This is a genomic window from Stenotrophomonas sp. STK17_22, from assembly GCF_051983905.1.
Classification (GTDB): domain Bacteria; phylum Pseudomonadota; class Gammaproteobacteria; order Xanthomonadales; family Xanthomonadaceae; genus Stenotrophomonas; species Stenotrophomonas maltophilia_A.
This window is the reverse complement of sequence record NZ_CP197010.1, coordinates 2503187-2518510: the sequence shown is the minus strand read 5'-3', so window position 1 is coordinate 2518510 and position 15324 is coordinate 2503187. Positions and strand designations below refer to the sequence as shown.

16 protein-coding genes and 1 riboswitch are annotated in these 15324 nt (G+C 59.0%); of the genes, 6 read left to right on the top strand and 10 right to left on the bottom strand.

All coding sequences use genetic code 11. From position 1 onward, the window contains the following. Nucleotides 1-229 precede the first annotated feature (229 nt). From ACSYS9_RS11690 to ACSYS9_RS11680, 3 genes are read left to right on the top strand one after another with little or no spacing between them, the layout of a single operon-like run. Nucleotides 230-1240 (top strand): A coat protein, encoded by a 1011-nt coding sequence (locus ACSYS9_RS11690; RefSeq protein ID WP_440569346.1) that lies wholly within the window; start codon nucleotides 230-232, stop codon nucleotides 1238-1240. Beyond that, nucleotides 1237-1527, top strand: a complete 291-nt coding sequence (locus ACSYS9_RS11685; protein WP_197617634.1) for a DUF2523 family protein — start codon at nucleotides 1237-1239, stop codon at nucleotides 1525-1527. The genes ACSYS9_RS11690 and ACSYS9_RS11685 overlap by 4 nt, the downstream gene beginning before the upstream one ends. Beyond that, the gene (locus ACSYS9_RS11680) at nucleotides 1524-2729 is read left to right on the top strand and encodes a zonular occludens toxin domain-containing protein (protein ID WP_440569344.1); all 1206 of its coding nucleotides are present in this window, start codon (nucleotides 1524-1526) and stop codon (nucleotides 2727-2729) included. Before ACSYS9_RS11685 ends, ACSYS9_RS11680 begins: the two co-directional genes overlap by 4 nt. 539 nt (nucleotides 2730-3268) lie before the next feature. Here the strand turns inward: ACSYS9_RS11680 and ACSYS9_RS11675 are convergent. Beyond that, complete coding sequence (locus ACSYS9_RS11675; RefSeq protein ID WP_440569342.1) at nucleotides 3269-3625, bottom strand: DUF3653 domain-containing protein; 357 nt, start codon at nucleotides 3623-3625, stop codon at nucleotides 3269-3271. A 626-nt stretch (nucleotides 3626-4251) separates the two neighbouring features. Next, nucleotides 4252-4533 carry a hypothetical protein gene (locus ACSYS9_RS11670; RefSeq protein ID WP_197578891.1) on the bottom strand — a complete coding sequence of 94 codons (282 nt, stop codon included), beginning with the start codon at nucleotides 4531-4533 and terminating at the stop codon, nucleotides 4252-4254. 190 nt (nucleotides 4534-4723) lie between these two features. Between ACSYS9_RS11670 and ACSYS9_RS11665 the strand changes: the two genes are divergently transcribed. After that, the gene (locus tag ACSYS9_RS11665; RefSeq protein ID WP_099596050.1) at nucleotides 4724-5863 is read left to right on the top strand and encodes a site-specific integrase; all 1140 of its coding nucleotides are present in this window, start codon (nucleotides 4724-4726) and stop codon (nucleotides 5861-5863) included. Between the two features lie 26 nt (nucleotides 5864-5889). On the opposite strand, the gene ACSYS9_RS11660 is transcribed toward ACSYS9_RS11665, so the two are convergent. From ACSYS9_RS11660 to ACSYS9_RS11630, 7 genes are all read right to left on the bottom strand, one after another. Next, on the bottom strand, nucleotides 5890-6213 hold the full coding sequence (locus tag ACSYS9_RS11660) for a DUF190 domain-containing protein (protein WP_099596051.1): 324 nt from the start codon (nucleotides 6211-6213) through the stop codon (nucleotides 5890-5892). A gap of 8 nt (nucleotides 6214-6221) precedes the next feature. Continuing rightward, nucleotides 6222-6617 carry a fluoride efflux transporter CrcB gene (gene crcB / locus ACSYS9_RS11655; protein WP_099596052.1) on the bottom strand — a complete coding sequence of 132 codons (396 nt, stop codon included), beginning with the start codon at nucleotides 6615-6617 and terminating at the stop codon, nucleotides 6222-6224. 2 nt (nucleotides 6618-6619) lie between these two features. Next, on the bottom strand, nucleotides 6620-7021 hold the full coding sequence (locus ACSYS9_RS11650) for a hypothetical protein (protein WP_099596053.1): 402 nt from the start codon (nucleotides 7019-7021) through the stop codon (nucleotides 6620-6622). Beyond that, nucleotides 7018-8388 carry a voltage-gated chloride channel family protein gene (locus ACSYS9_RS11645; RefSeq protein ID WP_099596054.1) on the bottom strand — a complete coding sequence of 457 codons (1371 nt, stop codon included), beginning with the start codon at nucleotides 8386-8388 and terminating at the stop codon, nucleotides 7018-7020. Before ACSYS9_RS11645 ends, ACSYS9_RS11650 begins: the two co-directional genes overlap by 4 nt. 83 nt (nucleotides 8389-8471) lie before the next feature. Continuing rightward, a riboswitch (Fluoride riboswitch) is annotated at nucleotides 8472-8542 on the bottom strand. 463 nt (nucleotides 8543-9005) lie between these two features. Next, nucleotides 9006-10445, bottom strand: a complete 1440-nt coding sequence (locus tag ACSYS9_RS11640) for a UvrD-helicase domain-containing protein (protein ID WP_180874484.1) — start codon at nucleotides 10443-10445, stop codon at nucleotides 9006-9008. Next, a complete protein-coding gene (locus tag ACSYS9_RS11635) occupies nucleotides 10438-12144 on the bottom strand; it encodes an ATP-dependent nuclease (RefSeq protein WP_099596056.1) in 1707 nt (568 codons plus the stop codon). The genes ACSYS9_RS11640 and ACSYS9_RS11635 overlap by 8 nt, the downstream gene beginning before the upstream one ends. 426 nt (nucleotides 12145-12570) lie before the next feature. Further along, the gene (locus tag ACSYS9_RS11630; protein WP_099596057.1) at nucleotides 12571-13185 is read right to left on the bottom strand and encodes a hypothetical protein; all 615 of its coding nucleotides are present in this window, start codon (nucleotides 13183-13185) and stop codon (nucleotides 12571-12573) included. A gap of 61 nt (nucleotides 13186-13246) precedes the next feature. Here ACSYS9_RS11630 and ACSYS9_RS11625 point away from each other — a divergent pair, with 61 nt between their 5' ends. After that, complete coding sequence (locus ACSYS9_RS11625) at nucleotides 13247-13546, top strand: hypothetical protein (RefSeq protein WP_099596100.1); 300 nt, start codon at nucleotides 13247-13249, stop codon at nucleotides 13544-13546. A gap of 610 nt (nucleotides 13547-14156) precedes the next feature. On the opposite strand, the gene ACSYS9_RS11620 is transcribed toward ACSYS9_RS11625, so the two are convergent. Continuing rightward, nucleotides 14157-14591 carry a BLUF domain-containing protein gene (locus ACSYS9_RS11620; protein ID WP_099596101.1) on the bottom strand — a complete coding sequence of 145 codons (435 nt, stop codon included), beginning with the start codon at nucleotides 14589-14591 and terminating at the stop codon, nucleotides 14157-14159. A gap of 212 nt (nucleotides 14592-14803) precedes the next feature. Here ACSYS9_RS11620 and ACSYS9_RS11615 point away from each other — a divergent pair, with 212 nt between their 5' ends. Next, nucleotides 14804-15169: a hypothetical protein gene (locus tag ACSYS9_RS11615; protein WP_219634248.1), complete on the top strand. Its 366-nt coding sequence runs from the start codon at nucleotides 14804-14806 to the stop codon at nucleotides 15167-15169. The last annotated feature ends 155 nt before the right edge of the window (nucleotides 15170-15324 follow it).

Below are 15324 nucleotides of genomic sequence, written 5' to 3'. Positions count from 1 at the left end.
CTCCGCGTACCGGTGTACCTTCTCGCATCCCAGTAGCACCGCTGGTGCATGGATTGATTGCGTTCCGGAACGCTTTTTCCCTTACGCAGGAACCTGTCAGGGTCGAAACTCTCTAAGCCCTCCGGGCGACGCAGCGCTCTGGTATAGCGCTCCCAATACGTGCGTCGGTGGATGCAGGCTTCTTGGTACACCCTTCACTCAAGAGAGTGGCGGGGTCAAGGTCTACGGGATGAAGGACCGCTATTACAGCGGCGACGTGTGTGAGTCGGTTAGTGGGCAACCTGGCATCAGCCCAGACCCGCCAACAAAGGAATCGGAGTCGAAGCCGAAGCCAAATGAATGCACAGCGCTCGGGGGAGGCCAAACAGCGTGTATCAAGCCCAATGGCGATCATTGCGCAACTTCGTCGACAGGGAAGACGTTCTGTTGGAAACCCAACGAAACTGGCGAGAAGAAGGACGGCTCTGACGCTCAGACCAAGGGCGAGAAAGGCAAGCCGGTCATGCCCCCGGCGTCGGACGATCCAACGAAGGAGTATCAGCGAAAGGAAGGCCATCAGCAGACGGCCTGCATAAACAACACATGCACCACGTATAACGTCACCAACTACGGTCAGACCGGCAAGGGTGAGGCCAAGAATTCAACTGGTGACAACAACGCTGATGGCACCGGAAATACAAGTGGCAACGGCACGCCCGGCAAGGGAAGTGGCGGCAGCGGGAAGGAGGGGGAGGGGGACTCGGCCAGCGATAGCGGCAACTGCGACACGCCGCCGCTTTGTACAGGCGATACGTTGAAATGTCTCCATCTTCGATTCACGTGGAAGATTCAGTGCAACACGAAGGGTTCGGAGATCAGCAAGGGTGACGGCTGCGGCGACAACGACGTTCCGGTCTGCGCCGGTTCCAGCTGCAAGGCCGAAGCGTACGCCCAGCTTCTTCAGCAGTGGCGGGCACGCTGCTCCGTTGAGAAGCTCACGAAAGGCGTTGAGGAACACGCAGGCCAGGGCGACGGCGACGACGGAAAAGGGAGCATCTTCATTGATGATTCCGGCAAGAATCCGTCGCTTGACGAAGGCAAAGTGTCGTACGCGGGCGGCCAGCTTGGCTACAGCTTTGAGGTCGAGGGGGTGAAGTTCGAGATGCCTCAACAAGTGCTCGATTTCCTGCCAATCCTCCGAATGCTCATCATCGCTGTCGCGACACTTGCTGCCATTGGGATCATGAGGGGGAACGGATGAGTCTCTTTACTGAGGGGTTGGGCGTATGGCTCTCCAAGGTAATCATCAGCAAGGCTGCGCGCTGGGTCACCAAGACCTTCTTTGGCCTCGGGATCGGCCTCGGCAGCTACGTGATGATCTTGCAGCCACTGTTGGACTGGGCCATCGCCAAGTGGCAGGCAATGCCGGGAAACATCGCGATGTGGTTGCATGCTCTCGGCGTTGACGTTGCTGTCTCAATCATCCTGAGTGCCTACGGCTTCAAGGGCACGGAGCGACTGTTCTTGCGCCGGAGAGACAACCCGTGAGCATCTACAAAACCGCTGCAATGTCGCTACTGACCGGCATCCTTGGCAGCGGCAAGACGCTGCGCGCAGTGCAGCTGATGATGGAAGCCATCAAGGATGGCGAGAAGGTCTACCAGTCGGGGTTTAAGGGATTGCAAGTGTCCGGCGTCATCGACTGGGAGGATCCGCGCAAGTGGCAGGAGCTGCCGCCCGGCGCGATCCTTTTTGTGGATGAGGCTCAGAAGTGGTTCGGCGAGCGGCGTTCGGGATACGCCCCGGACTACCTCAAAGCAATGAATACCATGCGTGGCGAAGAGGGCGTGCGCATGGTTCTGCTCACCCAGCATCCCAAGTACCTGGACAGCCATATCAAGGACCTTGTGGGTTGCCATGAGCATCTGCTCCGGGAGTCGGGGAAGCTGTCATCCAAGCTTTACCGCAGTGACGAAATCATGGAGGACCCGCGCAGCCCTCGCGGCCGATCCAAGGCCGACTACGAGACGTTCCGCTTCCCGATTGAAACGGCCGGCAAGATGTACGTCTCTGCCAACAGCGCGCATACGATCAAGTACCGCATGCCGGCAGTGGTGAAGAAGGCCATTTTGATTGGCGGCCTCGGCGCGGCTGCGTTGTTCGGCGTGTGGTACTTCATGTTCCGCAGCGCATACGCGGATATCGCCGAACAAGAGCAGGGCGCTGCCGCCGCGCCCGGCGAGCCCACGGCGAGCCGGAGCGGCGGCAGTGAGCCTGCGAATGCGTCAGGGAGCCGTGTTGCAATGCGGACAGGAACGGACTACATCGCCGCGATTACACCGATGGTTCAGGACGTGCCGTGGTCGGCTCCCGCGTACATGGAGCGGCCAGTGGTCTCTGACCCGCATCTGTACTGCATGAGTACGGAGAACAGCTGCCGCTGCGTCACGGATCAGGGCACTAAACCTATCGTGGCTGTCAGGGATGACGTTTGCCGCGAAATTGCCCGCTGGGGCGAGCCCTACAACCCGTTCAAGGCCCCTGCGAGCAAGAACGATCATCTGCGGCCACAGGACACGCCAGAGCGCTCCGAATCAGCCTCGCGCCAGGACAGACGAGGCGAGGGCAGTGTTGCCAGTCAGGGGGCGACAATCAGCCATGTAGAACGGCTCTCAGGAAGCTTTCCTGAGGTCGCGCCCTTCCCAAGCGCCAGTCGAATGACATCAGCCACACAGCCGAACAAGATGTGATGAGCGGTGAGGTTTGCTGGCGGTGCCGTTCGTCGTGGTAGCCTCTGCCAGAGCTATAACAGCCTGACAGGGGTAGGGTATGGATATCCGAGCTGGTTTCTGCATTGCTTTACTTGCGCTTGCGCTCCCCGCGGCTGCGCAGATTCAATCTGCTACAGGGCCAAAGCCCAGGCCGCTGCCTGTTGCACCCAAGGTGGCGCACAATTCGATGTCCAAGACAACGACACCCTTCAACTGCGACCAATATCGCTGGCCTAATCATCCGCACCCGGCAATGAAGGGCGTCTGCGATGGGATCGAGGCCCGGACATTGCAGGATGAGGCGCGCAACGCCGGGCGTCCGTCTCCATCAACGGAGGTGGTTTCGCTACCGTCTCTGGGCTCTGATGCGGCCAAACGTTCGGGATACGCATGTATCGGCGGACAAGCATTCCGGAAGCTATCGAACGGGTGGGCGCAAGTGTCGTCGCCCTCAGGTGGCTGGCAACGCTGCCGGGAGCAATGACGGGGTGTAGGGGCAGCGCCCCTACGGAAGCGCCTCACACGCGCTGGAGAGGCTTCGGCCCCGGTGCTGGCAGGACTGCCGTGGTTGGCTCGGCGTCGGGTCCGGCCATCGCCACCGGCAACCGCTTTTTGCGGCGTTCTGCCAGGGCATCGGAGAGATTCACTACGGTGGCGGCCTTGTGCGGCAACGGTTTTCGCGTGCCGCCGATCGCGCGGCCGTTTTCCATCATCCTGCGCCATTCCTGTGCTTGGCAGGCGGTGAGTGACAGCCAGGCCAGATCTTCCGGCAGCAGCTCGCGGCCTTCAGGAGTGATCAGCCGATCACCGAGGAAAGAAAAACCGGCCCAAGGGCCGGTCAAGTCGATACGGTGGTGCGGGTCGAACACGATCATGCCGCGATCTCATCCTTGGCCGGGGTCCCAGGTCGCAGGCAAGAGCCGAGCCAGAGGCCCAGCCATTGCCACGCGGAGCCGACGAAGGAGGACCAGCGCTGACCGAAGCGCCTGACAGAATTGCGCATAATGTATATTATGTTACAGGCAAGATCGCTACCCAAGAAGCCAGAGCCTCCCCAGTCCTCAGATCCCTGACTTCACTCCTGGCCATGTTGAGCGCTGCGAATTTAGGGCAGCTTGTGAGGCAACTTGTAGCAATTGATGCACTGAGCTGCGTGCAGTCCCAATGACTCGCTGTGATCTTGGCGTATCGCCAATGGCGGGGCGCGAATCTGGTGCGTCCCCAATGATGTTGCCAAGGCGCTTTAGCCACGCGCCTTCGAGAGCATCTACTTCAGGAGACGGCTATGACCATCAGCTTCATTTCTGAGCCACCTCAGCGGCCTGGGGTAACGATCAGGGGCGTCCCGTCTAGCCGGGCCCGGCAATCCTCGCCTGCTTGAATTCTGGGGCAGCTTAGTGGTCTCTCTGCTGCAGATTTGGCGAGCAGAGCGGCGGATTCCGTTACGGTGACCGAGATGGAGTGGCGCCTAGGAAGACGCCACTGGAAAGCCTTTGTGACGTCACAGTCGCTGGTTGATCCAATCCCAGGTCGCCTTGTTCAACCAGCCTTGGTGGCTGCCGGTGGTGATGCGCGCTACGAAAAGTCTGTCGTTCTTATCGAGCGGATGCTTAAGATCATCTGTGAGCGCGTCGGGTGTTAGGTTCGTTGAAATCCAACGAACTGACTCCAGTCCGGGATCTGCAACGTTCTGATATTGGTTGACTTGCTTGAGAAACGCTGTGCGCTTTGCGTCGTAGTTGGCTTCGCGATTCAAGTTCCAGGTGACGACATAGACAGCCATTTCGATCCCTCGAGCCTGACACCAAGTGTGTCCGCGCGATCATAGTAAGCGTGATGTATGTCACGCAACGGATGGTTGAGTGATTTGTGTGGAAAGCCGTTGAACGAGCCCCTACCCTATGTTCTGATGGTTCCGATAAGATATATTTATCGGAACTCGGACGATTTTTACGCTATATTTTCAATTACTTATGAGCGACCTCCTGCCAACTCTGACCACCGCGGCTCCTGCCAAACCGACCGTGGCGCAGCTGTCGCAGTCCTCGGCGGATGCGGTGCGCGAAGTCTTCGCCGAAGCGGCCTCGGCCAACACCACGCGCAGTTACGCCAGCGCCTTGCGCTACTGGGCGGCTTGGTACCAAGGCCGCTACGGCGTGGTCATCGCCATGCCGGTGGACGCGTCTTGTGTGATCCAGTTCATCATCGATCATCTGGCCCGGCGCTCAGGCGATGCCCTGGCCTGGGAGCTGCCGCCGGCATTGGATGCGCTGCTGGTGGAAGGCAAATTCAAGCAGCGCCAAGGACCGCTCAAGCTGTCGACCATCGTCCACCGCGTCGCGGTGCTCTCCAGCGCCCATCAACTGCTCAAGCTGGCCAATCCCTGCGAAAGCAGCGAGGTGCGGCAACTGCTGGCCAAGGGCCGTCGCGCCGCGCATAAGCGCGGCGAGCGGCCGAGCAAGAAGACGGCGATCACCGCGACCGAATTGATGGCGATGATTGCGACCTGTGAGGACGATCTTGTTGGGAAACGGGATCGTGCCCTGCTCTACTTCGCTTTCGCCAGTGGTGGGCGCCGTCGGAGCGAGACGGCCCATGCCACCTTGAGCAAGCTTGCGCCGATCGACGGCGGCTACCTCTACCACCTGGACGTCGGCAAAACGCTTCAGGAGGGCGTCAAAGCAGGCGGCTCGCCGGACAAGCCCTTGTTAGGTCCGCCGGCCGAAGCGCTTCGCACCTGGATCGAAGCGGCTGGACTGCAGGAGGGTGCCCTCTTCCGCCAATTAACACGCGGGAAAGTTGGGGCTGGCTTGTCACCCAAGTCGGTGGCCACCATCATCCAGAATCGCGCACGCGCTGCCGGGTTGGTGGGGTGCTTTGGCGGTCACAGCCTACGATCGGGATTCGTGACGGAAGGTGCTAGGCAAGGAATTGCCCTGCCAGCCATTATGGCAATGACCGATCACCGATCGGTGGCCAGTGTCATCGGCTACTATCAAGCCGGTGCAGCCGAGACGAATCCGGCAGCACGAATGTTGGAATCTGCACTAGAGTCAACTACAGAGCGCGCCCCTGTGGCAGCTGGGAAGGTGCCTCTGTTTGCCTGTGAGTAATGGACACCTCTGGCACGGCATACGGGTTATCTCGCGGCCTTTCCCACGCGCCCGTACTCGATGGGTACTTTCACGTAGGCTAGGCTGATCTCTTCCTGAGCGAGCGCGTCCATCAGGCGTTGGTACCCTGCCTCGTCCACCGAGACGGTGACTGCGACCGGCTGGTCTGCCAGCTCGAAGAAATGCGCGGAATGGAAGCGCCCGACGTGATCGAATCCTTCTGCGCCGCTGACCATTGTGCCGCCTACTGCACCGTGCTCCTTGGCGATGTTCAGCAACCACTCGCCGATGGGGGTGTGCCGATGCCTGCGGTCCTGCGCTGTGAAAAATGTCAGCTGATAGCCTTTCATGGAGCCTCCTAGGGTGAAGATTGTCGGGCGAGCGAAATGGTGGCCATACCCAGGGCGGTCAGCACCAACGAACCACCCACATGCAGGACAACCATGCCGGCCGACCATCCGAGGCGACCTTCGCGTAGCAGCGTCAGCAGTTCGGCCGAGAACGTAGAGAAGGTGGAAATCCCTCCGGCCAATCCGGTGATGATGAGCAGTCGCCAGGCCGGGGACAGGTTCGGCATCGAGCCGAAATAGGCGATGGCGACACCGACGATGTAGGCCGCGATCAGGTTGGATGCCAAGGTGCCCATTGGGATATGCGGGACGAGTGCGTTCATGCTCAAGCTCAATCCATAGCGAACTAGGGCGCCGATCACCGAGCCGATGCTGAGAGCGAGGATTGCGTATGCGCCCGCCATCGTTAGCTAACCTCGCCGGTACATGCTGCATGGACGGTGCGGTGGTGGGCCAGCGGCAGTTCACACAGGAACAGCACGGCATGCACCTTACGCAGTTCCTCGCGATGCTCGTGCATGAACTTGCGTAGGCGCTCCTCGGTATCCAGCAACTCCAAGCATTGCGGGTGCCGCATGCCCGTTAGTTCAGGATGATGGTGCGACAGGCGCTCGCCGGGCAGGTAGCCAGAACCAACCTGATGGAGTATGGCCTGCACGATGTTGGCCTTCTTGGCGACCGTCAGCAGATGATGTGCCAGCGCAGGCGCACTCAAGTGATGCCAGAAGCGCGTGACCTTGGCTTTGGTGGCGGTTGGGAAATACAGTCGTAGGGCGACGATATGCTGCTGGCTGAACTTTGAGATCATTGGGCTTTTTCCTCTGCTGCGACGGATACTTCGGTCTTGTTCTCCGGCGCCGGCGGGACTTCTCCCGCCGACTCTTCCTTCTGTTTGTGGAAATGCGCAAGATCAGCGATACGTAGTTCTTCGGGAACTGAGTTGCGGTGCTTGCTGTGCTTGCTGTGACCCACGCGCTGGGCATGGTAGATACCGGTGTGGCCCGAGAACAGATAGGCCGTGATGCAGCCGACTGCGGCCAGCGGGCCGATTTCCGCTCCAAACAGCTCCATCGCCATGAGCGTGGTGGCAATGGGCGTATTGGCCGCGCCCGCGAACACGGCAACGAAACCGATGCCGGCCAGCATGGAAAACGGCAATTGCAGCAGCGGTGCCAGGGAATTGCCCAGCGTCGCGCCGATGTAGAACAGCGGTGTGACCTCGCCGCCCTTGAATCCCGTACTCAGCGAGACGACCGTGAACGCCATCTTGCCGAGGAAGTCCCAGGGCGCCATCGGTTCCTGGAAGGAACGCACAATGTCAGGGATGCCCAGGCCGATGTAGCTGTAGGCATCGAGCGCCCACACCGCCGTGGCAATGACGATGCCGCCAGCAGCGGGCCGAAGCGGTGCGTAGTGGATCAGGCGTTTTACCACCGCGCTCAACTTGTGCGCGGTCGTGGCGAATAACATGCCCACGAGGCCGAACACGATCCCGGCCGCGACCACCGCCATCACGCTCCAGAAGCTGACGGGCACGATTTCACCCATCACGTAGTGCGTATGGTGGACACCCCAGGCCAGGCAGACCTGATCGGCGACGATGCCGGCCACGACGCACGGGAACAGCGCGTCGTAGCGCATGCGCCCGATGGCGAGGATTTCAAGACCGAACACGGCGCCGGCCAACGGCGTGCCGAATACGGAGGCGAAGCCGGCGCTGATGCCGGCCATCAACAGGATGCGCCGGTCCTCATGCTTCATGCGAAACAGGTGGGTGAGCTGGTCAGCCAGTGCGCCACCCATCTGCACGGCGGTTCCCTCGCGGCCTACCGAGGCACCGAACAGGTGGGAAACGACGGTGCCGCCGAGCACCAGCGGCACCATGCGCAGCGGCACAACCTTCTTGGGGTCATGAATCTCGTCAATGATGAGGTTGTTGCCGCCATCGACGGTCTTGCCCATCAGGTGGTAGAGCCACCCGACAGCGAAGCCGGCTACCGGCAGCAGCCAGATGACCCAGTGGTGCGTCTCGCGCCACGCGGTGGCGCGATCGAGGGAAACGAGGAAGAAGGCGGAAGCGGTGCCCGCTAGGAAGGCAACGAGGCTGGCGATAGCGAGCCATTTGCCGATATAGGGCAGCAGCTCAAGTTGTTCAGGACGGCGAAATCCGCGCATTGGTCATGTCTGCTCGAAATGAATCGGGCTGACCAACGGCAAGGGATGTGAACGCGAGCGCCTACAGCCCCGACCGTGGTCAGGTGTCTGTAGGCGTCATCAGCAGCAGGGGAATCGCTGCGGTTAAAGGAGGAACGCCATCTCCGTTTATTCAATTTAGCGCGTCTGAGTTGCAGTGTCCACATTGAGTCCGCAGGACCGCAATGACTCCCGGCATTTCCATGCCATGCTGGACCTTCTCGCCTGGGAGTGTGGCCACTTGACGGCCCAGTTGGATTGCATCTGAGCCTCGACGGCAGGCATCGGCCCGCATGTATGCGACGCCGCGTTGGGCGTGGAGTGCTAGCCCGCCAACAGCCATGATTGGGAGCGCATCATGACCTCCCTATCCTCGATAAATCTTCCTTATCTCCTGCCCAGCGATGCCCGTGTCCGGCCAGAGGCGGAAGTTCAGCGTCTTGGCCCCGATGCCCACTTCAGGCCGGATGCTGTCGTTCAAATCAGCAAAAACCAATGATTGCTGAGATGTACCCAGAGCAGTCGTTGCGCCGAGGCTTCTGCAGAATTCTGAGCATGACCTAACGCTGCCTTGGGCTATCTAGGAAAACTTAGCCGATTCACCTTGCCGGCAGGTACCGCTGCTCGCCAATTATCGTCAGGGTCTTGGCGCCACGGGTCATTGCAACATACAGACCCTTCGCGTCCAGAGTGTCTGCATCGAGAATGACTGCATGGTCGTACTCAAGCCCTTTCACCAGTAGCGTCGTACCAATGAGCTTACGGTGGCTGATGGGCCTTCCCGTTCGCCTCATTTCACGTTGGTACAGGTTTACCGCGTCCACCAGTGTCGCACCGCCACCGTCAATGTGAATCTTCAGAACGTTGAGAAAGCGATACAGCAGGTCACGACGGTAGGCTGACGTTTTAGGGTTGTCCTTTAACGCCAAGAAGAACGCTCTAAGGTGAGCACTTGTTGGGCTGTTCAGATAGGCATTGGCAGCATGAAGGACCACCGGGTACTTGGTGACTTTGCTCTGCTTTGCGACCTCACCTTTCTTCGTCCCCGCCGTCAAAATGTCCCCTATGCCAGTGAAGCACTTCTTGGAAAAAACCAAAGCTAGGAGGAAGCCTTGCTGGGTTGTTTGGGCTGCAACAAGCTTCTTGATGAATGAGTGAAGATCCTTGCCCTCAACCTCTTCAATGGAAGAAAACTTTCCCCCCATGGTTCGTGCTAACAGATGGGTCTTGTTCTTGTATTGCTGATCGCCACCATGCAGAGCAATCACACTATCGTGATTCCCCAGTAAGTCCATGAGAGAGGAGTACTGCTTTGACGCCAAGAATTCTGGGGTCGTATGCGCACGTTTCACACATGCAGGCAGGCCATTTGAAAGATCGATCTTCTGACCCTGTTCCAGAGTCTCTCTCGCCTTCTTGAGCCAATCCCCAAGCTTCGGGTCACCTGTTGTCTTCCAGCGCCACGGAGTATCTAGCTGACCGAGGCAGGTGAACGTCGGATAGACACTTACCGTCCAATCAACGGGCTTGCCTTCGTCACCACCAAAGTCGAAGATGGCCTGCATCGGATCGCCCAAGATTCGGCAGGGCATGAACTCAGCAAAGACACATACAAGGCCATGCTGCATATCAGAGCAGTCCTGGTACTCATCCACATAGACGCCGGCGTAGGTGGCAGCGACGACGCGGCGAACGAACTGCTTCCCCAGTAGCCCAGAACAGCACTCGTAGAGCTTGTTCCACTGCTTGCTTGTGGGGTGCTCTCCCTTCCAGCCGGAAGTCTTCGGATAGGCCAAACAGAGCCGCAGCGACCAGCTCGCAATCGTGTCAATCTGGTACTTGGAGGACGGCACGCCAAGAGCCGTCATCTTGGCCTTGATGGAGTTTACACCCGCGAAGGTGTGGGTCAAGATCAGTTGCTTCTTGCTGGCAGCTTTCACTGCCATGGCGATGAGGTGCGTCTTGCCGTAGCCGGCCGGCGCGATCACATACCCCTTGGTAGTGAAGTCGTTGAGCTTGAGGGCCAATTCCTCAGACATGCTCTGCCCAAGTCCAAAGCGCCCCCAGTTTGACTGCCAGGTCCCTCCTTGAGAATGCGGCGTCGTTGAACGCAGGGCTCACGACTTTGAACCACTGATCGCCCCGTGTGGTGTCTTTGAACCAGCCGCCCTTCTTAGCTGCAACCCCAATCACGGTCCGCAGCTTCGCACCATCAGCCCACTTAGCGATGTCCTGGTCAAGCGCCTCTTGAAACTCGGAGCGCACCTGGTCATAGACAGCAAAGCCCAACTCATCTTGCGCAAGCCTCAAACTGAACAGTACGCTTTCCCAAGGCAAATCTTGGAGTGCTCGTTCTTCCAAGGAGAGCTTGTCGCTCCACATGTGGACCGAGACACCCAATTTCACAAGTGCAGCAGCGTCTGCCATAGAGAACTGATCTTCAGCGTCTGCATCTGCAAGCACTGAAACGTCATAGCCGAGCAACTTGAACGCCTTTGCTAAGCCCTTGATCTTGCTGGCACCCTTCGCGTCCAGAAGGGCAATGCCGTGATAGGACAGAGGGTCCTTGCCCTTGCCGACTTGGTGATCGTCAAATCCTCGCACGAATCCAACTTCGGTAGCGCCCTCACAGACCACCACTTTTTTCGCCAAGAACGCTTCAGTGCTGGACCGAATCTTTCCTTGCACTTCAAGCTGTTCCAGACCGTCCTTCGCTGCGGAAGTGATCTGCACTACCCCGCCCTTGCTATGCACTACGTATAGCTCTTTGACAGTCAGTTCTCGCAGGACAGTGGGCGAGTGCGTGGTGAGGAGGTATTGACCTCGTTTGTCCTCTCGGACGTGCTTGATAAGACGGGTGATTCTGTGCGGCTCCAAGCCAAACTCCACCTCGTCAAACAACGTGATGTGGCCCTCTTCCAAACCCATCTTTTGAATACCGCACAGCAGCATTCGCCGAGACCCCAGACCTAGCTGACGAAGAGGGATGTCACCGTCATGGAGCGCTAACCCACCAGCTTTCAGGTTGATAGAAGCCAGATCGAGGTGAGCCTTGTAGGCGTCTGACACCGGCACCCCCAACAGCTTCGCAATCTCCTGCGATTTCTCAGCCGCAGTATCGAAGTTCTTGAGGGTGACAGGCCGATTGGCATCCAAGGAGGCTCTGGCCGTGCGAGAGGCAGTTGCCAGCAGCTCGTTCAGACTCTGTGCCTCAGTGAGCTTTGCCAACGCCGTGCCTGTAGCCCACGAAAGCTGCTTCTCGCTGTAGGCACCGATGAGACCAACACTAACCTTGTTCCTGTCGCCCTGCTTGAACGGAACACCGTCAGGGTGTCGATCACAGACAACCACCCACTTGGGCTCAAGATCCTTGTCGACCGTCAGCCGCACGGTCAAGACACCCTCCAAGTGATCTTCAGGCTCGTCAGTGAGTTTGAGCGTCGCTGAATCCCAGCCGCGGAGGTACAGCCCGTACTTGTCCAACGAGCAGAACGCTTCTGTTAAGGCCCCGATGGTGACTTCAATTACGATTGAGTCGGCGACATTGCACTGGTGAAAATCAGAGTCGCTGAGGGTCAGGTTCCACTGGGGATGGAAGGCATATCTGATGGCCTCCAAGATCGTGGACTTGGAAGAATCACCTTTGCCAATCAGGCAGAAGATGTCGGCATTGGGGAGGCTCCAGTCAAGTTCTTTCACGCCTCGAAAGTTCTGGATTTTTACTTTTCTGATCTTCACCGAGCAAGGTCCTCCAGAACATCACCTATGAACTGGGCTACTCCCGATCAATGCTTCCCCAAGCACAGCATGGAACGTCTCTTCGCCCTATGCCCATCATAGATACATTTCGTCACGCCGAGTATCCACAGGGGGGGGGGAATGCAAGCGAATTCTACTGGTTTTGAAGAGCGAGCGGCAGAATCTTTGGTGCTAGCGGAATGACCGAAGTGCGACCGATAACGGGCGCTGACGCAAGACTGCAATCTCTGCGCAGCAGACATTGGCCACCGAGCCACGAATGGCCGCAACGGGTCAGCAGCTGCCCTCCCCTACCCCCGATAAACATCCCTTATCCATGACTGACCTTGGGCCTACTGTGATCCCATGGAGATGAGAGATAAGGTGCGGGCGCGCTTTGGCGTTAGCCCGATTGACGCCAACGACCTATATCTCTCCAAGATCCTTGATCACGGCCTGCCCCTTCTCCAGGAAACCAGCCAACAGCCGTCCTCCAGCGACCTGTCGCCCTACGCGTTCATTGAGCCAAGTAGCCTGGACCTTGCCAGCAGCAAGAACGTCGGCTGGAGCGAAGCTATCCGGCCTGCCGGCCAGCGGTTCCCCAGGTGAAGCCAAGCCCCCATCGAGGGGCTGCACTATCGTTGGTCTGGAGCTGTCGCTCTTCGCATAGGCTGTGGCCACCATCCGGCCTCTCTTCGGCGACCAGCCACCCAGCACCAGCTCGGTCCCAAGCTTTTCGACCGGCAAGCGAGCCTCGGCTGCCGCCCTCACGTAATTCGGCCACAGTTGATCCACTACAAGGCCCAACTCGGCGGAGAGCTGCTCCATCGTGAAATCAGCACGGAAGCTCGCCTGCAGAGCCAGCTCATAGACGCGAATGAAGAACTGCGTGGAGCCGCGCGCGGCCATCACAAGGTTGTGCTGCGGAACCAGCAGCAACTTCGCGCCAGAGGAACGGGCTCCGGTCTGGGCATCCTCTGCCAAGGTGTCAACAGCAACGAGGAGCTGGTCAGCACGCAGCAAAACGTTGAGGATGCTCATTGTGTACGCCCGGTGGCCCACAAAGACTATCCATCCTATTCATACGCAAGTCGAGCCCAATATGACACTCACCTTGGAGCAAATTGCTGAGCGACTGCGCGCGTGCGAGGTCGACTTGGAAGCCCATCGGGCGTACCTCAAGGCAATGGAATACGCGCTTGGCGCCACCATCGCCACCCATAACGATCCGCCATCACTGGCCCGCATGTGGGACCTGATGCTGGTAGAAGCGGCGGACGTTCACGCGGGCAGCAACGGCGCTGTTTTCACCGCTGCCCTTCAGCAGTCTCTTCGGATGCTGACCGATCAGATCTCCTCGATCGAGCCCAGGGCTACCAATCAGCGCCCAGCAGACCAGTAAGGATTCGCTCAAGCTCGGCGGCGGCCTCCTGCTGGGAGCCCGCTTTGATCGAAAGGCCGCTTTGCGACGGACCGGGCCTGGTCTCAAACCGCGTAACAGTGCCGCCCCCATGGCCATCCACCTGCACCCTGGCCGTTACGGTTCTGCCTCTGGCGCTGAATGTCCAATCTTGAAACTCGTGCATCTATAGATCTCAGTGTGGGAGCGGAAGGTAACGATCACAAAGTGATGCGATGAAAGGGCCAACCCATCCCCTAGGTGGGTACCCGAGCTTTCGCCCGCCATGCTCCTGTCTCAACGTCCCTGCGTAGCGCCCACGTCTTGGCGGGTATCTTTGCGCCACGGGCCGTGAGGTACTCCGGCATTGAAAGAAGAACCTCTTCCCCACTTACCGAGCACCTGGTCGAGAGGACTACGCCATCACTCAACTCCACCAGGCATGTGGTCTCGCCCTCAGCTTCCGGCAGTCTGCCAGAGAGATCGGCGGTAGCCCCGGGATAGATGTGGGTATGCGTGAACTCAAAGCGCATCGATCTGTCCCCTGCTGCCCTTGATTGCTTATACACCCGGGCACAGCACAGGGTGCAATCTCCGGGAGCGCCGCATCAATTCAGGCTGCCGCCGGCTCGCGGCGTTGCGCAACCAGGTCGGCGAGTAGCTCCATACCCGTAACGGGATCAAACCGGCCTGTGAGGCGCTGAGCGAAATTGGTCCAGTCGGCACGGACCAAGGACTTAAGCTGAGGGGTGGTCACCCGCATGAATAGCAATGGCTGTTCCGGAAAGCGAAGCTGCTGGACGTTGCCTCGAGCGAGTTGCACCAGTTCCGAATGGATAGCCAGCGACTCGACGTAGACCAAAGTTGCAGCTACCGAGCTGGCGGCCCCCTCGAGGTAGGTGAAGAAGCGGCTTCCATCGAAGCACACGACCGCACTCGACCCGCACGCCTCGTTGAACCTAGCCCCGGCGGTCATTAGTTGGGCAAGCCGACTTTCCTCCACTTCTTCTACGGCAGAGCTTACGAACACGACTGAACACTTGAGCATGCGGCACAACCTCGAATTCAGAAGCGATCGTATGCCCAGCCCTGTGCTCAGCGCGTGCAAGAAGCAGAGGAAGAAGTGGCGCACAGTCGCGGAACTTTCACGCTGGCACAACTACTCTTCGCACGCCACTCAAGACTGAGCGGTCGTGAGCGGCATCAGGCCGCTGCGCGCAATTCGCAGGAAGCGATCAGCCTTTACACCGTCGCCCCTGAATGATCAAGAGCAATCCCCTAAACGCACCGCCCTTCGAGCCAAACTCCCCTCAGTTCGTGTGGAAAACCAGGTTCAAGGACAAATGTGTCTACACCGGTTGCGGAGTCGGCCTGCCCGGGCGCATTGAGAGCGATCAACAAGCCGAGATCCACGCAACCAAGCAGGCGCTTGCTGCACAGCTTGCGCACGTTAGGCTTTCGCAGTGCCACGAGGTGTTCGTCCGAAACACCACAGCGGCACTGATCACCGTCCACCATTTCCTTTCTCAAGCAGCTGAGAAGGATGCAGTCTTCTTCCTCTGCGCAGATGCGGAGGTTGCTGGGCAGATCATCGCCACACTCAACATTCAGGACATGCAATCCTGAGCAGCCTCCTACGTCTTTCTGCAGAGCTATGGCAGTGGCCCTAGGGAAGGTCTGATCAAAGCGCTCTGATACTTGGATTTCAGCGTCAAGGCGCCAAGTCGACCTCGATATGATCGATTTTGCGCCGTTTCTGACGCTTTTCGACGGGTTTCCCC